This window comes from Streptomyces sp. SGAir0957 (assembly GCF_043523415.1).
In genome coordinates this window covers 1-19,579 of the sequence record NZ_CP027288.1, presented here as the reverse complement: position 1 = coordinate 19,579, position 19,579 = coordinate 1, and the positions used below count along the sequence as shown (strand labels likewise).

Sequence of the window (19,579 nt, the reverse complement as noted above, 5' to 3'; positions counted from 1 at the left end):
GGCAAGTCACTGCAGAACAGGTCTTTCAGGGGTGGGGGATGCGCAGGGCGAGCATTGCGATGTCGTCGTGGGCGTCGCTGCCGGCGACATGGTCGGCGAGTTGGCGCAGAAGGTCGGGCAGGGGCTGGTCGCGGTGGTGGGTGAGGAAGCGGATGACGGCATCGATGGCGGTGTCGATGTCGCCGCGGGCCTCTTCGATCAGACCGTCGGTGTAGAGCAGCAGCAGGCTGCCCGGGGCCAGCAGGGTCCGCTGATCGTGCCGGTCGGGGCGGGGCAGGCTGGGGAAGACGAGCATGCCGTGCCCGGTCAGCGCGCCGCTGTCCCGTCGGGGGGTGAGCAGGAGCGGAGCGGGGGTGGCCGGCGTTGGTGTAGGTGAGTTCCCAGGAGCCGGTGTCGGGTGCCGGGCAGGGACGCAGGTGGGCGTGGATGAGGGTGCCGGTGGCGTTGATGCCCAGGTGGGCGTTGGCGTGTTCGAAGGCGGTGACGGCGCGGGCCGGGCCCTGCCCCGCGTGGTCGAGGTCGGCCTGGCGCAGCATGCTGCGGGCCTGGCCCATCAGCGTGGCGGCGTGCAGGTCGTGGCCGGTGATGTCGCCGACCGAGACGGCGAGGGCGGCCGGGACGGCGGAGTTCTCGCCGCCCTGGGCGGGGGTGGGCAGCGGGTAGGCGTCGTACCAGTCACCGCCGACCAGTTCACCATCGGCGGCCGGCCGGTACAGGGCGGCCAGCTCCAGACCGGGCACGGCCGGCAGGTCGGTGAGCAGCGCCGCCTGCATCTGCGTGGCCGCGCTCACGCGGCCGTCCACGAACAGGGCGCGCTCCACCGCCCGGGCGGTGTATCCGGCGAGCGAGACCAGCAGGGCCTGCTCCATGATGTCGGGCTCGTGGCCGTGGTCCCAGCCCAGCGCGAGGGCGCCCAGCGGGAGGGTGGGGCCCGGCAGCGGCACGCACACCGCGCTGGCCAGCCCGAGGCTCGTGAACGCCGCCACCGCCTCGGGCCCGTACTCCTTCGCCAGCTGCGCCAGACTGGTGACGGTGATCGTGCGGTTCTCCCTGGCAGCCCGGGCGCTCGGCCAGGGGGCGGTGAGCGAGAAGGTCCCGAACTCCCGCTCCATGGGCGCGTTGCCGTCGGCATCGACCAGTCGGCGCATCCGGTCCCTGCCCTCGACGAGGATCAACCCCACGTAGACGGGTTTGAGATCACCGCTGACCAGGTCGCGTACCTGCTGACGCACCTCGGCCAGGCCGGTGGTGTCGGCCAGCGCGTCCGCGGAACGCAGCAGCAACTGCAACCGACCCAGCGCGGTCTGCAGCCGCCCGCCAGCTCACCGGCCTCGGCCCGCGCCTGCTCACGCTGGCGCGACACCACCCGCAGCCGCAGTTCCGCCGAACACGCTGCCGCCAGGTCCTTGAGCGCCCGCAGCTGCCCGGCGCTCCACTGCCGCGGCTGGTGTCGATCGCGCACAGTGCGCCCAGCACCCGCCCCTCGGTGTCCGTCAGCGGCATGCCCGCATACCCCACCACACCCAGATCCTCGATCGCGGCACTGTCACGGGTCCGCGCTTCGGCCCGTGCGTCGGCCACGGTGAAGGGCTCCTCGTCGGCGACCACGTGCTGGCACATCGAGTGCGTCAATGGCGTGCGCCGGAGGGACGCCCACGGCTCCTTGAGGCCGATCATGCCAGGGAAGAACTGCTCTCCCTCGACGACCAGCGACACCAGCGCGACGGGCACGTCGAGGAGTTCGGCCACCAGACGCGAAACGGTCCATCCCCGCGTCCGCGGCAGCCGACAGCCCCGTCTCATGGACCGCCGCCACCCGCCCGGCTCCGAGAGCGCCGTCAGGTCCTGCTCCGGCGTATCGGAGCCGCTCGCGCTCGTCCTGTCACAGCCTCTCCCGGCAGACGCCCACACCCACACCTACACCGCAATTGTTTACGCGGGGCAACCACCGCCTTGCCCGTCCCTACTCGTCCACGCCGTGCAGCCACACTTAAGTGTGACCTGTGTAGCCGGGAGGGGCCGGTCCACACGAGCAGGTCGTGTCCGTGGCGGCTGGGTGACGGACAGCGCCAGGGCGCCGTCGGCGCCGAGCCAGAACTCGAAGACTCACTGCACGCGGTGCGTGCCTGGTCCGGGCAGACAGAGCACGTGGCCGTGCGCGGACAGCCTCACCGACGACCGCGAGGGACAAGCCGCCAAGATCTTCCGCCTCCAAGCGAATGCAGGCGGGTACTACAGCCTGCGGTCGCCCCCTACGCGCGGGGACGTCGTCCGCTGGGCGGGGGACGTCGTCCGCTGGGCGGCCTGCCGGAGCGATCACGAAATATGACGAGCTGAAGCCGCTTCCCACCGCCGCTCGAAGGAACGCGGGAAGCGAACGACATGCTCAGCACGGCAACATGGCAGCCTGGCATGCCCCTTCAGGGGCGTGCTCTGAGCTTGAGCTTCAACCTCGGGGTGAGATGAGACGGGCGACTGCATCGGCGGGCCGGCAGATCCATTCGAGTAGAGGGTTGGTGACCACGAAGTAGTGGACGCTGACCTGGCCCCGCCCCTTGTTCAGGATCTGCGGGGCATCCTCCCGATGGATATAGCGGAGGTATCGGCGACGAATCGGTGGCCCTGCTATCAGCAGCACTGGTGAGGAGACAAGGATGGCCACCGGGACCAGGACCCTCACTGCTGTGAGCTTGGCTCTCTCCTCATATCGCATGTACTCAGTGTGCTGATCCTCGTTCGTGCTTGTCAGCCCGTCCTGCGGTGATTGGTGCCGATCTTGATGGTGGGTCGGCGGTTCTTCGAGCCGGTGGTCGTCCGGGGCAGGGTCTGGAGTGTTTCGGCACTTCGGCTGGCGTGGAGATCTTGGCGTGCAGATGTCGGAACCCGCGGCGGACCGGGCAGGGGTGAGCCTGTTCGAGGGGCGGATCGTTCCCAGGGACATCGCAGGTCGACGGCCAGGGGGCGGCATGGCGATGGAAACGGTCCTGGCAGCGGACTTCCACACCATGCCGACCAGGGCACCCGACGCCGGCCGCATCGAGCGGTAGGTGAGCAATAAGGGCCGGTAGCGGCGCCCCTTCCTTCACACCCTGTCCGGGGAACTCCAGTTGGCGCACGGTCGGCCTCTTCGGAGGGGTGGGCGCGACGGCACCCGCCCCGCAGGAACGGGCGCCGGGCGTCCCCGAAGAGGCGTGTGCCTCGGCCCAGGCCCTCGCCGCGGTGAGGCCGTACGGGTCGAGTCCGAGCTGGCTGGCGGGTTGCCGCCCGGTCGCCCCACGGGAGGCGGCGGGGCGAACGCCAGTGGCCGGAGAAGCATCCTCCGGCCAACGCGCCGACACCTCGCCGACCGGCTCGGCGGCCCGGCCGGATCGCCATCGGGCCGGATCGCCATCGGGCCGGATCGCCGTCGGGCCGGCCGAACCGGGCAGGTCGTACGGAGCGCTCGGCCGGACGGACCGCGGGCCGTCGGTTCGCTCAGGCGGTCGTGCAGACGCTGCCGTTGAGCGTGAGGGCACTCGGCGGCCCGCTGTTGCCGCCGTGCGTCGCTGGTAACCGATCGACGGTGGCGTTCGGTGCGATCGTGCCGTTGTACGAGACGTTGGTCGCCGTCACGCCCCGGAGGACGGGGCGTATGTGGCGCCCCAGCCGTTGGTGATGTTCTGGCCGCCTGGCAGGGCGAAGCCGAGCTTCCAGCCGTTGATCGCGGTGGTGTCAGTGTTGGTGATGGCCACGGAGGCAGTCAGGCCGGTGTTCCAAGCGGAGACGTTCACGGTCACCTTGCAGCCGGACGGCTGGGGCGGGACCAGGACCGGGAGTCTGGCGTCCAAGCCGAAGAAGGTGAGCACGCGGGCGCCCATGCCATAGGCGTACACGTTGTGTCCGATTCCCTGAAGACTGATGGCCTCGACCGGCGCGCGGTCACCGTGGCGCCGTAGCGGGTGCGGGTCCAGCCGCTGACAGGCTGTCGGTGGACGCCGGATTCTGGCTCACACCCAGGACGTTCGTCCACTGCTTGATCGCTTCACCGAAGTTCGGGTAGCGGAGTGTGTCGTCCTGGGTGCCGTGCAGAGCTGCATACGGGGCGCGGGCCGGTGTACCCGGGGTAGGCGTTCCGGACCAGATCGCCCCACTGCTGCGGAGTGCGGAGCACGTTGCCATTGGCGCAGGCGCTGTTCCACTCGGAGCCGTCGGTGGTGGCGAAGCAGCCGAACGGAACCCCGGCAAAGCGGCGCCGGCGGCGAAGACGTCCGGGTAGACGCCCAGCAGCACGTTGGTCATCATCGCGCCGGAGGAGATGCCGGTGGCGAAGACGCGCTGGGGATCGGCGTGGTACGTGCCCAGCACCCAGTCGACCATCGACTTGATGCCGACCGGGTCGCTTCCGCCGCCTCGCCGCAGGGCCTGCGGCGAGGAGACGTCGAAGCACTTGCTGACCGGGTGACGGACGGGTAGACGACGATGAAGCCGTAGCGGTCGGCGAGCGAGGCGTACTCGGTACCGCTGTACATCGCCGGCCCGGAACCGGTGCAGTAGTGGACGGCGACGAGGACCGCCGGGTTGGCGGTGACCTTCTCGGGACGTACAGGTACATCTGGAGATTGCTGCGGGCCGAAGTTCGTGACCTCGTGAGGCCGCGTAGGGCACGTCGGCGGTGTCGCGGGCGGCGCGCGGGAGCGCCAATGAGCAGCGCGGCGAGCAGTGGCACCAGCGCTCCGTAGAGCGCGCGAGCGTCGTTCTCAGTGGTCTCCTCGCGGTGTTGCCTGCGTGACGGACACAGGGGCGTCCCTTCCTGTCGCGGCTGGGGTCATCGCTGGAAGCACCTGCGTGACGGCAGGCGCACGGCTGCCGTGGTAGCGCTCCCACACCATCACACGGACGCCGCACGCAAGTCGTTCACCACCGCGGCAGCGCAGCGGGCAGGTCGCTGCGCACGTACTTACGCGGGTGACAGCTACGTCACCGTGGCTCGTGGAGTGGTTGGGGTCAGGTGCTTCTGGGTCCCGATGTGCACCGGCGCTTCGCCACGTCGCCCTCCACCTCACACGCTGGGGCCACACCGGCGATCTGGTCGCCGGCCTGCGCACTGACTCCTACCGCTGGCGCAACACGCCCCCGCGCCCTCGGGCGGCCGATAGGAGCGCTCGTGCGGCTGCACACGTTCCGCGCGCGCCTGATCCTGAAAGCGCCGGCAGCGCCGGCAGCGCCGGCCGAGCGGGCGGGCGGGCACGAGCACACCAGGCGTGTGTCGCTGGTGACGGGTGCGGGCCGGCGGGAAGCGTGGCGAACAGGGTGAAAGGAGAGGCTCGAGGGATGTCACTGCTCAGCTGGGATGGGCGGGCACGGCAGGATTCGTGGACGCCCCGGCCGGAGCCGGCGCACGGAAGGGTGCCGGCAGCAGCCGGGCAATGACGTTCCTGTCGGCCCTCTGGGGCCTGTGAGGTGGTGCTGTGCGTCGGCATGCCGATGTGTTGGTCGTGGGGGCCGGTCTGTTCGGTTCGGCGGCGGCCAAGTACCTCGCTCGTTCCGGAGTCCACCCTGGTGATCGGCCGCGGAACCCGCCTCCACCGCAGGTGCAAGTCTGGCGCAGTTCGGTGCATGGCAGGACGAGTCACGGATCGCGCGCTGTTTTGGGCTGGGACCGATTCTGGGGGGCGGTGGACACCGCTCCACTGCCCGGTACCGCGGCATCGAGGCCGAGTCCGGGGTGGGCTTCTTCCGCGAGTGCGGGGCCCTGGCACTGATCGCCCGGTCCCTGGGCAAGCGGACGGAGGCAATGCTCACAGCGGGCGATCAGGCCGGTGTGATGGCCGAGCGGATGCCCGCGGCCGCGCTGCGGCGCGCGTTCCCCGCCCTGCACCCCCGGTGGACGGCGGCGTGGAGGGGCTCTGGGAACCACGAGCGCCTACCTCAACCCGCCAGCTGGTACACGCCCAGCTGCGCCTCGCCACCGCGTCGGCGCCGAGCTGCTACGGAACGGTTCGGTCGATGCACAGGGACCGGCCAACGGGCCCGTGGCGAGCGGAGGTGGACGGCACCGAGGCCGGCGGCACGGTGACGGTACAGGCCCCGAGGGTGCTGCTCGCGGCAGGCGCCCTGGTCAAACACAGCAACGCGCTGCCCGCCCCTTCAGCGCTAGACCTGCAGATTTTCACCGAACCCAACCTGCTCTTCGAGGTCGCGGGCGAGCAGCTCGCACGCCACGCGGACCTGCCGACCGTGGTGACCATCGATCCCGCCGACACGGGCAACGACAACATGTCCGCCTACCTGATGCCGCCATCCGCTACCCGGACGGCAAGTGGTACCTGCGGATCGGACCGGCGATGCAGCCACTCGTCCACGAGCTGCGCACCCCGACGCGATGTGCGCCTGGTATGCCGAGCAGCGCATCACCACCGAGCAGTCCCAGTTCCTTGCCCGGATGATGCGGCTGCTGCTCCCCGGCCTGGAGCCGGTCTCCGTCCGCGAGGCGTGCTGCGTCGTCGACAAGACACGCACGCGCTACCCGTACATCGGACCGTGGCAGGACACCACCCTGACGGTGGCTGTGGGCGGCAACGGGCACGGCGCCCGGGGCTCCGACGAGATCGGGCGGCTCGCCTCCACCGTCGTCCTGAACCAGCCCTGGGACTTCCCCCTGCCGCAAGCGGTGCTCAGCCCGGCAAACGCCACCACGCCGACGTGCTCACCGGAATACCTCCAGCCACCCTTCGGACTGTGCTGAGGCAGCTCTCCTGCAACCGCTACCTCACCGGCCACCTCGACAAGTGCCACTACGACACCGCACTCGAAATGGGCTGGCCGATCGCCACCGTAGTCATCGAGGGCGTTTGCTGGCAGCTGATCGCCGACCGCCTCGACATCACCGGCGCCCGCTGGGGACTCACCGGCCGAAACCGTCCTCCGACTTCGCGCACTGATCACCAACGGTGACTTCGACGACTACTGGGCCTTCCACGCAGCCCGCGAACAACAGCGCCTCTACCCGGTCCCGGACCAGCGGAGATTCACTCTGACAGCTTGATCGCGGGCTGTCTTACGAACACACTGCCCTGGTGAGCTCCGACCTACCTGCCTTTCGATATCACCCGAATCCCGTTGCCAGCGGATCCATTCGTCAAAGCCCCGAGACGTGCGTGGGCTGCGACCGCACCACGGGGTGGATCTACACCGCGACCTTCTACACGGCCCATGAGGTGAGCGGAAGCTTCTGCCCCTGGTGCATCGCCGACGGCAGTGCCGCCGAGCGGTTCGCCGGCGAGTTCACGGACTCGTACGGCCTGGACGGCGTCAGCGAGGAGATCTTGCACGAGGTCACCCGCCGCACCCCCGGCTTCCACGCCTGGCAGGACCCACGCTGGCTCGTCCACTGCCACGACGCGGCGGCCTTCATCGGCGAAGTCGGGTACAGCGAGCTGGTAGCCCACCCGAGGCCCTCGATCAGCTCAGGCAAGACCTACGCCCCGGCGGCTGGCACGACGCAGCCCAACTCGAGCAGTTCCTCACCCACCTTGGCGAAGCTGCTACCGCGATGCTCTTCCGCTGCACCGTCTGCGGCACCCACCTCGCCTACACCGACGCCTCATAACAGCCACTGAGCTCGGCGTTCAGCGAGACGCACTGAGCATCCTTTAAAGGAACCGCATCCTTCCAAGATGCGGCCGTCATGGCCCCGCGCCAACGGCACGACCTTCCCACCCGATTACCCGCCCACGGCCGAACGGGCACCTCGAAACAACATGCGGCCCTGCCCGGGTGGGTCCAAAAAGCACTGCCAGAAACATGCCCGGCCGACCTACAGAACGTCCTTGCAGCCCTGACGGCCCGGGAGCCATGGCTTGGCTTGCTTGACATACTTTGCCAAGGTCGTAAACCATGGTCGTGCGGTCCGATGTAGGGAGGCACTGGGTATGGCGGCAGAAGCGTTGAGGGCGACGCGCGTAATGAGGGCGGTACGGCCGTCACGTCGAGCCGCGAGGAGGAGATCCTCGACGCGGCTCTGCGGGTTTTCCTGCGGTTCGGCTATCGCAAGGCCTCCATGGACGAGGTCGCCCGGGGCGCGAGCCTCTCGCGCCAGGGGCTGTATCTGCACTTCTCCAGCAAACAGGCCCTGTTCCACGCCACCATCGAGCGCATGATCGGCCAGGTGCGCACCGCGACGCTGACCGCTCTGGAGCGCGAGGACGCCGACCTCGCCCAGCGGCTGGCCGACGCCATGGCCGCCCTGCACGGGAGCGCGGCCGGTGCGGACCGTGACGTGGGGTGAACTCCTGGGCGCGGCCGCCAATGTAAGCGGCCCGCTGCTGGACAAGCTTCACGACGACGTGGTCGACAGGGTCGCCGACCTGCTGCGGGACAGCGGCGTCGAAGACGCGTGGCGGGATGCCGGACTGAACGCCGTCGACCTGGCCGAGCACCTCTACCTGATCACCCCGGCTGTCGCCCAGTCCGGTGGCGACCTCGCACGGCAGTACCAAGCTCTGCATACCGCCGCCCGCATCGTCACCCGAGGGCGTTCCGGCTGAGCGGCTGGCAAGGCCCGTCGCGAGCCCACCCGCACAAGCGAGCCGCACAGTGAGCCGCAGAAAGGCCGGCAATGGTTCTGCCGGCCCCTGCCTCGCCCGCGGCCCTCGGCCTGCGCTCGCCCCCGGGGCCCGCCCGTGCCGCCGGGTGCCGCCGACGACACAACTACCGCGCATGGAAAGGAAGTAGCGCCATGACCGTACGTGCCCATGCGGTGCAGCACGCGAGTGGACCGACCCAGATCCACGAGTACGAGCCACCGCCGCTCGGCCCCCTTGAGGTAGATGTCACCGTCACCCACAGCGGCATCTGTCAGACCGACGTGGGGATCATCGACGACCACCACGGTGCCGCACGATTCCCACTGGTGGCCGGGCATGAGGCTGTCGGCATCGTCCGCGCCGTCGGCTCCGCCGTCGACCCTCGACACCTGTCGGTCGGCCAGCGCGTCGGTGTCGGCGCCATCGCCGGCTCCTGTTCCGCTGCGAATGGTGCCTCACCGGGGCGCAGCACCTGTGCCCGGAGCGGGACGACACGGTGCTGCGCGGCATGGGAGAACGTTCGCGAGCCAGGTCCGCGCCAGCGACTGGCGACATGTGCCGCCCGTACCCGACAGCCTGTCCTCCCAGGAGGCCGCCCCGCTGCTGTGCGCCGGAACGACTGTGTTCAACGCCATTGTGGGGCACGACGTGCACCCCACCCACACCGTCGCCGTGGTCGGCATCGGGGGCCTGGGACACATCGCATTGCAGGTCCTGGCCGCCTGGGGCTGCCATGTCACCGCCATCTCCACCAGCGACGACAAGGCCGAGGCCGCACACCGCTTCGGCGCCCACGCCTTCCTCAACTCCCGTGACCTGACACGAACGCGTGACAGGTTCGACTTCATCCTCGACACGGTCGGCGCCGACCTGCCCTGGGACGACTACTTCGCCGCACTGCGTCCGCGCGGCAAGCTGTGTGTCGTCGGTGTGCCGACCAGCGCCTTCACCATCAACCCGATCAGCGTCCTGCCCGCCGAGAAGAGTCTGGTCTCGGCCGTCGTCGGCCCCCCGTCCATCACGCGCCGACTCCTCGAATTCGCGGCCCTGCACGACATCCGCCCCGAGGTGGAGGTCTTTCCCTCCGCACGGCTCGACGAAGCCATCGATCTCGTCCGCAAGGGCGGGGCCCGCTACCGTGCCGTCGTCGACTTCACGACCACGGATACGTGACCCTGGTGCGGGCATCGCTCCGCACCACGTGTCCCGGTACAGGAATGCGCGCGCCGTGCGCAGAACGGGACGGCAACGACCGCGACCCCTTGCCCCACCTGGTCGTACCAGCCGCGTTCGACCAGCCTGATGCTTATCAGGTCGATCATGACGTTGTTCGAAAAACGCTCGATCGTCGCCCCGTCCCGTCTTACGGTGCGGTCATGAGCGATCACTCGGAAGTGCCTGTCGCGCCCGTCGAGGCCTTCGAACCTCCCTACTACGTGGCTGTCTTCACTACAGTGCGGACCCAGGAGCAGAGCGGCTACAGCGAGACCAACGCACGTATGGAAGACCTGGTGAAGGGCGTCCCCGGGTTCCTGGGGATGGACCACGCGCAGACTCCTGGCGGGCTGGGCATCACCGTCGGGTACTTCCGCGATGCTGACGCACTCACGGAGTGGCGGAGCAACACCGAGCACCGTGCCGCGCAGAAGCGCGGGCGAGCCGAGTGGTATCAGGGCTACACGCTGCATGTGGCGAAAGTGGAGCGGAGCCACGGGTTCACGCGAGCATGACGTCCGTGGGGCGTTCCCTGGCCGGTGATGGCCGGTGATGGCCGGTGATGGCCGGTGATGGCCGGCCGCCCGACCCAGACCCCGACTTCCGCTGCTGCGACGGTGTTCGGCAAGCCTGATGGCTTCCGATGTCCGGGGGTGACAGGGCGCCTGGGCCGCCGGGCCTCGGGAGGTTCCCTTCGAGTGGCACGAACCTGCCCTCGTACTCGGTATCGCCCATCCCTTCACCGCGTCGGCAGGGGCGTATGGGGGTGCCCCACGGGTCGGGGGACAGGACCGGCACGTCTGGGCATCTGGGGGGCGGGACCGACCGGCTGGCCTGCTGCGTTTGCGCGGGGTGGGGCCGGGCAGGTGCGTCGGTGGTGCTTGGGATGACAGGCGCAGGCCGCGGCAGCGGTGTGCCTGGACGTCCGGTTGCTGCTGTGCGTGGTCACTTTGCCCGCAGCAGCGAAAGGCCGTACCTGCCCATGCGCACACCCCGGACACACCATGACGCACCTGAGACCGCTGAGGCGTTCCGCCGCCTGGCCGCCGCCCCCGCCGGGCCCGAACATGACTTGCTGGGTGAGGAGTTGGTGACGGCGTGGCTGCCGATGGCGCACCGGCTGGCCTGGAAGTACCGCGACCGCGGCGAGAGCATCGAGGACCTGCAGCAGGTCGCCGCCGTCGGTCTGATCAAGGCGGTCGAGCGCTATGACGGCGACCAAGGCGCGTTCGAACCGTATGCGGTGCCCACCATCACCGGGGAGATCCGCCGTCACTTCCGCGACCGCACCTGGGACGTGCGCGTGCCACGCCGCATCCAGGAACTGCGCAACAAGGTCCGCTCCGCCCGCCGCGAGCTCATGGAGCAACCGGGGCAGGCGGGCGAACCCCGCCCGGAGGCCATCGCCGCCCAGGCCGGACTCACAGTGGACGAGGTCCGCGAGGGCCTCGAGGCCCTGGACAGTTATGCGTCGCTGTCCCTGGACGCCGAAAGCGGCGGGCAGGACGGAGCGGATCTGACTCTCGCCGACACCCTCGGCCAAGCCGAGCCGGCCTACGACACGATCACCGACCGCGAGGCGGCCAAAGCCGGCCTGAAGGTACTGCCGGAGCGCCAGCGCACCATCCTCTACCTGCGCTACTTCCAGGACATGACCCAGGCGGCGATCGCCGAGCGGCTCGGCATCTCCCAGATGCACGTCTCCCGCCTGCTCACCCGCGCCTGCGCCCAGGTCCGCCGGTACGCCGACCGTCCCGCCGAGCCGCCGCTGGCCGCCTGACCGGCACAGCCGCCCGCTCCGTCGCAGCGCTCGGGGAAACCCGTATGCCGCACCTCGCTGCCGGTACCACGCATGTGCGCTCTGGTCTGGTCGCGGGCCTGCCCCGGTCGCGGGCCTGCCCCAGTGCCCGGTCGGCCCCGACGGCGATGCCCGGCGCACCCGTGCCCCGGGCGGTGGCACGGGCAGGGAGAGACAGGGACATGACGGACAGGGACGGGAACTGGACTCTCCTGACGCACCATGCGCGGGTGTTGCGGGTCATTGCCCGGGACCCGGGGACACGGCAGAGGTCGATTGCCGCGGTCTGCCGGACCAGTGAGCGGACCGTGCAAAGTGTGATCGCCGACCTCGGGGCGGCCAGCCACCTGGACCGCAGGCGAACCGGCCGACGCACCCGGTACCGGCTTCGCCTGAACAGGCCGTTTCGGCACCCAGCAGAGGCCGGGCTGCGCGTGAGCGCGCTCCTCGACCTCGCCGCCGAAGACCCGGCGGCCCGGGCGGGCGCCGCCATGCAACGCACGTCCGCGTCGCGCTTAGGGCCTGCCGGTAATCAACTCGTTGATTTGATCTTGAAGCTGCCGGGGTCAAGGAACCGGGCGATGTCATCTGGTGTGCGGAAGCGGGCTGTTGAGGCGGAGACTCGAACGCCTTGAACGGCCAGGAGCGGGCGGACGCCTTTCGCAGCCCGGCTGACCGTCATGGCGGTGGTGTTGAAGAGCTGACCCAAAAGGTCCATGGTCGCGATCTTCCGCAGGTGGAGCACGGTGACCAGGACTCTATCGGCTGGGGTGAGCTTGGCCTTGGCGCCCGCGCCGGGGGCCACCAGGCGCTCGTGGCCTCGACATGTGCGGAGCACTTGTTCGCGTTGAATCTCCATCGCTGGAGTCAATGTGTCGATGAGTTCGCTGAGGTGCTGACGGGGCATCCCGGTCAGTTCCGGGTCCTGGAGCTCATGCCGGGAGAGGCACGTCGGTCTGTCTGACAGGGCATTTTTCGGAGTGCTGCCGGTGGTCGCGGCGTCCGTCGGACGGTGAGGGTGGAGGGTGTAGTTCCAGTCGCCGTGGAAGCGATGGCGAGTGATGGGCAGGGAGGCAATCTCGTCGTCGCTGATGCGGATGCCGGTGGGGTACTCACCGCGGTCGAGTTCGGCATGGACGGTGAGGCCGGTGCGGCTGGTGGTCGCGGCGATCGTCTGGAGCATGACTTCGTGGCTGGTCAGGGGTCTGCCACGCCAGTTCATGGTGATGTGGGAGAACAGCCGGTGCTCGATCTTGTTCCACTTCGAGGTGCCTGGCGGCAGGTGGCACCGTGATCTCAAGGCCGGTCGCGACAGCGAGGCCAGCGAGATGAGTCTTCCAGCCGCGGGTGCGGTAGCCATTGGAGCCTCCGCCGTCCGCAGTGATGAGCAGTCGGCGAGCGCTGGGGTAGTCGTGCCGGCCTTGGGCCTGCCACCAGTTCCGGATCGAGGCGACGGCGAACGCCGCGGTGTCGTGATCGTTTCCGATGCTAACCCAGCCGGCGTTCGCGGCCATGTCGTAGATTCCGTACGGGATCGCCTTCTCGGCCTGGCCGGGGAAATCGTGGGTCTTGACCCTCACGGGCTGTGCTGTGGGCCGCCATTCCTGCCCGGCGTTCTTGTAGTCGCCGATCAGTTCCTTCTTCTTGCTGTCCACGCTGATCACCGGGTCATCGGCGTCCCTATGATCTCGGGCCTGCTCGTTGAGGTATCGGAACTGGCATCTCTGTCGGGGTGCTGAGCGCCCTCGATGGTCTTGACGTTGGCCTGCAGACTGAAGCCTTCCTCCCGTAGCAGGCCGGCGACTGTGTCGGCGGAGACCCGGTGGCCCTGCCGGTCAGCTCCGCTGCCAGTTTCCGCGTCGACTTCGTCGTCCACCGCAGCGGTGACATCGGGTCACCGCGTTCGTCGGGCTCAACCAGCGCAAGCAGAGCCGGTCGCAGCCCTGGATCAAGGTCCACGGCCTTCTTCCGGCCCCCGCCAGGCCGGCGGATCCGCCCCAGCGGAGCTTGACCAGAGTCCAGTTCAGCCGCTCCGCGGGAGACCGTGCCTTCCCGAACCCCGGCTGCGGCAGCGAGCCTGATCCCGCCATGCCCCAGCGACAGTGCCTCCGCACCTATGGCCAGCCGACGCTGGCGCTCATCCAGATGCGGCAGCAACGCCTGGAACTTCGCAACCAGGACGCCCTCGATCCCCTCCAGTCTCCCCATACCAGAACAACGAGTTCCGCAGCAGGAAGCCACGACTTGTTTCCCGGCAGGCCCTTAGAACTCCTAACAAAATGATCTTCGAGGTGGTTGGATCGCTCCGGAACCGTTGATCCGGGGGTGTGGGGTGGCTCGGCCAAAGCCATGGCATGTCGAAGACGAGCTGTGGGCGGTGATCGAGCCGCTACTGCCGAAGGTGGAGCGGCGGGCCCGGCATCCGGGACGCAAGCGGCATCCGGACCGGCTGGTGTTACAGGGCATCCTGTTTGTGCTGCACACGGGGATCTCCTGGAACACCTCCCGCAGGAACTCGGCTTCGGCTCGGGCATGACGTGCTGGCGCCGCCTGGCTGAGTGGACCGAGGCCGACGTGTGGCCCCGGCTGCACGAGGTCCTCCTTGCAAAACTGCGCGGTGCGAACGCCCTGGACTTCTCTCGGGCGGCGGTCGACGGCTCCCACATCCGGGCGTTAAAGGGGGATCCAAGACAGTACGAAGCCCTGTCGACCGGGGCAGAGCGGGCAGCAAACACCACTTGATCACCGATGCCACCGGCATTCCGCTTGCGGTCACGCTGACCGGCGGCAACCGCAACGACGTCACCCAGCTGACCACTGCTTGAGGCGGTGCCGCCCGGTGCGGGCAAGCGCGGCCGGCCTCGGCGCCGACCGACGACGTGTGCTGGGTGACCGCGGCTACGACCACGACAAGTACCGCCGCTTCGTCTGGAGCTCGGTGTGAAACCGATGATCGCCCGTCGGGGCACCGAGCATGGCTCCGGCCTCGGCACTCAACGCTGTCGTCGAGCGGGCCTTCGCACACCTGCACTGGTTCCGCCGCCTGCGGATCCGATGGGAGGTCCGCGACGACATCCACGAAGCATTCCTCAGACTCGCGTGCGCATTGATCTGCTGGAGACGGCTCAGATCATCGTGTGGGCAGCCCTAGAAGGGGGACCAACAGGAACCGGGGGGAAGCGTGGGTTAACACGATTTCCACCTCGCATCTCCAACGGCCAGCGCCGGTCAATGACGGCTGCGGTCTCCTTGCAGGCGCCACAGGCATTGCTCCGATCCGGCACCCACCAGTACGGAGAGACCGAGAGGCTCTCGTGTTCTATGCCGCACAGGGTCGCGCCGGAATCTGTGTAGGCATAGGCCGTGTCGTAGGCATGGGCCACGTCCTCAGGGAGAGTCGGTGACTCTGCCCGCTCCCAGCGCCCGTACATGGGCTGGTACTGCGGCCGTGCAACCTCGCGGGGGTCATGTCCCAGCTCGGTCCACGCGTAGCACCAGGAGCAGAACCACCGCTCCTTCACCGGCAAGTCCCACGCCATTCGGGGCTCCGGCACTGGTGCCTGCCGCATCTTGTGTCCACACACATCGCACGTCACAGCCGGATCCTGTCATGGCAAGTCCACACCTACCACCGACAGCAGGTCCTCGACCGAACCGCATTCCGTTAGAGTTCTTAGGGCCTGCCGGGAAACAAGTCGTGGCTTCCTGCTGCGAACTCGTTGTTCTGGTATGGGGAGACTGGAGGGGATCGAGGGCGTCCTGGTTGCGAAGTTCCAGGCGTTGCTGCCGCATCTGGATGAGCGCCAGCGTCGGCTGGCCATAGGTGCGGAGGCACTGTCGCTGGGGCATGGCGGGATCAGGCTCGTCGCTGCCGCAGCCGGGGTTCGGGAAGGCACGGTCTCCCGCGGAGCGGCTGAACTGGACTCTGGTCAAGCTCCGCTGGGGCGGATCCGCCGGCCTGGCGGGGGCCGGAAGAAGGCCGTGGACCTTGATCCAGGGCTGCGACCGGCTCTGCTTGCGCTGGTTGAGCCCGACGAACGCGGTGACCCGATGTCACCGCTGCGGTGGACGACGAAGTCGACGCGGAAACTGGCAGCGGAGCTGACCCGGCAGGGCCACCGGGTCTCCGCCGACACAGTCGCCGGCCTGCTACGGGAGGAAGGCTTCAGTCTGCAGGCCAACGTCAAGACCATCGAGGGCGCTCAGCACCCCGACAGAGATGCCCAGTTCCGATACCTCAACGAGCAGGCCCGAGATCATAGGGACGCCGATGACCCGGTGATCAGCGTGGACAGCAAGAAGAAGGAACTGATCGGCGACTACAAGAACGCCGGGCAGGAATGGCGGCCCACAGCACAGCCCGTGAGGGTCAAGACCCACGATTTCCCCGGCCAGGCCGAGAAGGCGATCCCGTACGGAATCTACGACATGGCCGCGAACGCCGGCTGGGTTAGCATCGGAAACGATCACGACACCGCGGCGTTCGCCGTCGCCTCGATCCGGAACTGGTGGCAGGCCCAAGGCCGGCACGACTACCCCAGCGCTCGCCGACTGCTCATCACTGCGGACGGCGGAGGCTCCAATGGCTACCGCACCCGCGGCTGGAAGACTCATCTCGCTGGCCTCGCTGTCGCGACCGGCCTTGAGATCACGGTGTGCCACCTGCCGCCAGGCACCTCGAAGTGGAACAAGATCGAGCACCGGCTGTTCTCCCACATCACCATGAACTGGCGTGGCAGACCCCTGACCAGCCACGAAGTCATGCTCCAGACGATCGCCGCGACCACCAGCCGCACCGGCCTCACCGTCCATGCCGAACTCGACCGGTGAGTACCCCACCGGCATCCGCATCAGCGACGACGAGATTGCCTCCCTGCCCATCACTCGCCATCGCTTCCACGGCGACTGGAACTACACCCTCCACCCTCACCGTCCGACGGACGCCGCGACCACCGGCAGCACTCCGAAAAATGCCCTGTCAGACAGACCGACGTGCCTCTCCCGGCATGAGCTCCAGGACCCGGAACTGACCGGGATGCCCCGTCAGCACCTCAGCGAACTCATCGACACATTGACTCCAGCGATGGAGATTCAACGCGAACAAGTGCTCCGCACATGTCGAGGCCACGAGCGCCTGTGGCCCCCGGCGCGGGCGCCAAGGCCAAGCTCACCCCAGCCGATAGAGTCCTGGTCACCGTGCTCCACCTGCGGAAGATCGCGACCATGGACCTTTTGGGTCAGCTCTTCAACACCACCGCCATGACGGTCAGCCGGGCTGCGAAAGGCGTCCGCCCGCTCCTGGCCGTTCAAGGCGTTCGAGTCTCCGCCTCAACAGCCCGCTTCCGCACACCAGATGACATCGCCCGGTTCCTTGACCCCGGCAGCTTCAAGATCAAATCAACGAGTTGATTACCGGCAGGCCCTAAGAGGCGCTAACACAATGAGGTGTATCGCCCTGGTAGCCATGCCTGACAGGGCAGTTGGGCGTTGTCCGGGTTGTGGGGACTTCACCGTGGATCGTGCCGGACGACCTCTGGGGGCGGATCGAGCCGCTACTGCCGAAGAAGAAACGGCGGTTTCGGTACCCCGGGCGCCGGCCGCTCCCAGACCGACAGGTGCTGAGCGGGATCCTGTACGTCCTGCACACTGACATCCAGTGGGAGCACCTTCCCAAGGAGCTCGGCTTCGGCTCTGGGATGACGTGCTGGCGTCGCTTGCGGGACTGGAACGAGACTGGCGTCTGGCAGCGTCTGCACGAGGTGCTGCTGGCCGAACTGAACGCGGCAGTCCGGCTCGACTGGTCCCGCTGCGTGGTCGACTCTTCTCACGTCAGGGCCCTAAAAGGGGGATCCATACGGGCCCCTCGCCGGTCGATCGGGGCCGCGCAGGATCCAAGCACCACCTGATCACCGACGGCCACGGCACCCCGCTCGCCATCATCCTCACCGGCGGCAACCGCAACAACGTCACCCAGCTGATGCCGCTGCTGGACGCGATTCCGCCCATCCGCGGACGCGTCGGCCCCCCGGCGCAAGCCGGATTCCCTGTTCGCGGACCGCGGCTACGACCACGACATCTACCGCGACCAAGTCCGCGCCCGCGGCATCGTGCCCCGCCATCGCCCGCCGAAGCACCCGCCACGGCACCGGACTTGGCGTCTACCGGTGGGTGGTAGAGCGGACCTTCGCCTGGCTACACGGCTTCCGTCGGATACGTGTTCGCTGGGAACGGCGAGCAGACATCCATGAAGCCTTCCTCAAGCTCGCCTGTTGCCTCATCACGCACCGACAACTCCGCTCCTTGAGCTAGCCGCTCTTGTGAAGTCCGGGGAAGTCATCGCGTGAGGCTCTGGGCCCAGTCGCCCACATGTGCCCACTCGATGGCCTGGCGGATGTCGTCCTTGGTCAGCTTGAGCTCGTCAAGCACTGTGCGGGCGTAGCCGAGGCCGGTGTCGCGGTCACCGAGCTGGGCGGCTTTGAGTGAGCTGCCCATGGCTTTGATCTTGTCGACCGGGCCACCGACGCCCTGGTAGCACATCGCGGCCAAGTTCAGCGCGGACGCAGGCGGAAGATCGTCACTCAATTGGATGTGCCGTTCCAGGCGCGCCGGGCGCCAGCGAAATCCTCCTGCGTCAGTCTGATGTCGGCCAGTTGGATCGCGGCCTCACTCACGCCGCCCCGCGCGGCCATGTCCAAGAAACGGAGGCCCTCATCGTCGGACTGCGCAACTCCGTCGCCTCGCAGATACATGCCGGCCAGGTTGTACTGCGCGAAGGGATCACCCTGAAGGGCGGCCTTGTGGAACAGGGCGGCGGCCGCAGTGTGATCCTTATGGTCTCCTTCCATCAGGAGATGCCCAAGGCCACGCTGAGCGGAGGTATGCCTGCGTCGGCGGCAACCTTCAGGTGCTCGTACGCCTGTGAACGGTCGTCGTCTATCTCAAGGGCGAAGGCGCCGAGCGCCTCGTGGCAGTAGGGGTCGCCTGAAGCAGCCCCTTCGCGGATCCCCGGCAACCAGGTCGATGCGGCTCCGATGTCCTTGTCGACGATTGCGTCGAAGAACTCCCGCAACATGTGCGAATCAGCCCACTCGCTCAACAAGGCCACCCCACCGCTCCGCGTTCCTGTCCCCTCACGTCGCCCATTCTCACCGAACATGTTGCGGCACGGCGCCTGCCCCTCCCAGAGGGCGAGCGCACCCACGAACCGCCCGACGTCTTTGTGTTAGCGCCTCTAAGCCGTAAGGCAGATGCGGGACAACGAACGAATTTTGGACAGCATCACTTTGAACACCGTGCGTCCCGGGTCGAACATAGCGACATACGCCGCGGGGTGGGGGCGCTTGAAAAGGTGACGGCGATCGCTGCCCAAGAACTCGGACTTCCTGACGTCGCTCTCTGCGAGTCAGCCTTCGAGGGAGTTGGCCGCAGGACAAACTCAGGTGGGTGGCCATGTGCGAGGGGCGGCATCCGTGACCCGCTGGAGTTCGTCGCAGTGGACCCGTGGCCCCCTGGACTGAAATTCCATTCGCCATCATCATAAGGTCGTGGGCGAGGGTGTCTGGGTCGGTGGCAGCGGGCAGGTCGTTTTAGTCGACGGCTCGTTGGAAGCGTTCGGTCCACCATCAAGCGGACGCGCAGACCGGCGATAGACGATGTAAAACGCGACCTGTGCGTTCGTGAGCAGATGTCGTAGGTGGCGCTCGTTCGAGGAGTTTGTTGCGCAAGGCCTGCACGGAGCGAGCGCGACCTGCAGCGGAGTTTTCTGTTGCACTTTTAGTGAGAGGGGATTGGCGCGGTGTACTTCTCATCGGCGACCGAACGTCCCCCCCGCTTATTCTTCGCCATCTCTCTGCGCATATCGAAGAGTTTGAGCAAGGCGCTAGGATTTCCGGCGTCAGCAGCTCTCCGTGCGATGTCGTCCGCTGCCCCTGGTCTCCTGCTATCTCCCGCATAATGGCAAGCCTTCCCAGAGCGTACGTGTCACGGTTCTCTGCCGCCGCCT

At 68.0% G+C, this 19,579-nt stretch carries 13 protein-coding genes and 8 pseudogenes; 12 read left to right on the top strand and 9 right to left on the bottom strand.

The annotated features are described in order from the left end of the window. Nucleotides 1-25: 25 nt before the first annotated feature. From C1N81_RS00105 to C1N81_RS00090, 4 genes and pseudogenes are all read right to left on the bottom strand, one after another. Entirely contained in the window at nt 26-295 is a 270-nt protein-coding gene (locus C1N81_RS00105) for a SpoIIE family protein phosphatase (protein WP_394425443.1), read from the bottom strand. A gap of 118 nt (nt 296-413) precedes the next feature. After that, nucleotides 414-554, bottom strand: a pseudogene (locus tag C1N81_RS00100) (hypothetical protein); the annotation flags it as partial. A gap of 643 nt (nt 555-1,197) precedes the next feature. Then, nucleotides 1,198-1,803: a GAF domain-containing protein gene (locus C1N81_RS00095; protein WP_394425437.1), complete on the bottom strand. Its 606-nt coding sequence runs from the start codon at nt 1,801-1,803 to the stop codon at nt 1,198-1,200. Between the two features lie 1,671 nt (nt 1,804-3,474). Further along, nucleotides 3,475-4,777, bottom strand: a pseudogene (locus C1N81_RS00090) (PHB depolymerase family esterase). Nucleotides 4,778-6,361: 1,584 nt separating this feature from the next. Here C1N81_RS00090 and C1N81_RS00085 point away from each other — a divergent pair. From C1N81_RS00085 to C1N81_RS00045, 9 genes and pseudogenes are all read left to right on the top strand, one after another. Beyond that, nucleotides 6,362-6,724, top strand: coding sequence for an FAD-binding oxidoreductase/lyase (locus C1N81_RS00085; RefSeq protein ID WP_394425435.1), 363 nt, complete (start codon nt 6,362-6,364; stop codon nt 6,722-6,724). A gap of 8 nt (nt 6,725-6,732) precedes the next feature. Then, nucleotides 6,733-7,024: pseudogene (locus C1N81_RS00080) on the top strand (ISKra4 family transposase); the annotation flags it as partial. Between the two features lie 31 nt (nt 7,025-7,055). Next, nucleotides 7,056-7,598 (top strand): CbrC family protein, encoded by a 543-nt coding sequence (locus C1N81_RS00075; protein ID WP_394425433.1) that lies wholly within the window; start codon nt 7,056-7,058, stop codon nt 7,596-7,598. Between the two features lie 386 nt (nt 7,599-7,984). Then, nucleotides 7,985-8,266: a helix-turn-helix domain-containing protein gene (locus tag C1N81_RS00070; protein WP_394425442.1), complete on the top strand. Its 282-nt coding sequence runs from the start codon at nt 7,985-7,987 to the stop codon at nt 8,264-8,266. Next, entirely contained in the window at nt 8,244-8,525 is a 282-nt protein-coding gene (locus tag C1N81_RS00065) for a hypothetical protein (RefSeq protein WP_394425432.1), read from the top strand. Before C1N81_RS00070 ends, C1N81_RS00065 begins: the two co-directional genes overlap by 23 nt. Nucleotides 8,526-8,596: 71 nt before the next feature. Continuing rightward, a pseudogene (locus C1N81_RS00060) lies at nt 8,597-8,956 on the top strand (alcohol dehydrogenase catalytic domain-containing protein); the annotation flags it as partial. A 163-nt stretch (nt 8,957-9,119) separates the two neighbouring features. Next, a complete protein-coding gene (locus tag C1N81_RS00055; RefSeq protein WP_394425430.1) occupies nt 9,120-9,737 on the top strand; it encodes a zinc-binding dehydrogenase in 618 nt (205 codons plus the stop codon). Nucleotides 9,738-9,940: 203 nt separating this feature from the next. Then, the gene (locus tag C1N81_RS00050) at nt 9,941-10,294 is read left to right on the top strand and encodes an antibiotic biosynthesis monooxygenase family protein (RefSeq protein ID WP_394425428.1); all 354 of its coding nucleotides are present in this window, start codon (nt 9,941-9,943) and stop codon (nt 10,292-10,294) included. A 467-nt stretch (nt 10,295-10,761) separates the two neighbouring features. Continuing rightward, nucleotides 10,762-11,559, top strand: coding sequence for a SigB/SigF/SigG family RNA polymerase sigma factor (locus C1N81_RS00045; protein WP_394425426.1), 798 nt, complete (start codon nt 10,762-10,764; stop codon nt 11,557-11,559). Nucleotides 11,560-12,109: 550 nt separating this feature from the next. On the opposite strand, the gene C1N81_RS00040 is transcribed toward C1N81_RS00045, so the two are convergent. Continuing rightward, nucleotides 12,110-12,295, bottom strand: a complete 186-nt coding sequence (locus C1N81_RS00040) for a hypothetical protein (RefSeq protein ID WP_394425440.1) — start codon at nt 12,293-12,295, stop codon at nt 12,110-12,112. Nucleotides 12,296-12,652: 357 nt separating this feature from the next. After that, nucleotides 12,653-13,467 (bottom strand): annotated as a pseudogene (locus C1N81_RS00035) (ISAzo13 family transposase); the annotation flags it as partial. 442 nt (nt 13,468-13,909) lie between these two features. On the opposite strand from C1N81_RS00035, the pseudogene C1N81_RS00030 reads away from it, so the two are divergent. The 3 pseudogenes from C1N81_RS00030 (at nt 13,910) to C1N81_RS00020 (ending at nt 17,886) form a co-directional block, all read left to right on the top strand. Continuing rightward, nucleotides 13,910-14,728: pseudogene (locus C1N81_RS00030) on the top strand (IS5 family transposase). A gap of 578 nt (nt 14,729-15,306) precedes the next feature. Next, nucleotides 15,307-16,986 (top strand): annotated as a pseudogene (locus C1N81_RS00025) (ISAzo13 family transposase). A gap of 89 nt (nt 16,987-17,075) precedes the next feature. Beyond that, nucleotides 17,076-17,886, top strand: a pseudogene (locus tag C1N81_RS00020) (IS5 family transposase). A gap of 24 nt (nt 17,887-17,910) precedes the next feature. Here C1N81_RS00020 and C1N81_RS00015 read toward each other — a convergent pair. Genes C1N81_RS00015 through C1N81_RS00005 form a run of 3 tightly spaced genes read right to left on the bottom strand, consistent with a single transcriptional unit; the run spans nt 17,911 to nt 18,682 of the window. Next, entirely contained in the window at nt 17,911-18,114 is a 204-nt protein-coding gene (locus tag C1N81_RS00015; protein WP_394425425.1) for a hypothetical protein, read from the bottom strand. A 41-nt stretch (nt 18,115-18,155) separates the two neighbouring features. After that, nucleotides 18,156-18,422 (bottom strand): SEL1-like repeat protein, encoded by a 267-nt coding sequence (locus C1N81_RS00010; RefSeq protein WP_394425423.1) that lies wholly within the window; start codon nt 18,420-18,422, stop codon nt 18,156-18,158. Next, nucleotides 18,422-18,682, bottom strand: coding sequence for a hypothetical protein (locus C1N81_RS00005; protein WP_394425421.1), 261 nt, complete (start codon nt 18,680-18,682; stop codon nt 18,422-18,424). Before C1N81_RS00005 ends, C1N81_RS00010 begins: the two co-directional genes overlap by 1 nt. Nucleotides 18,683-19,579: the final 897 nt, after the last annotated feature.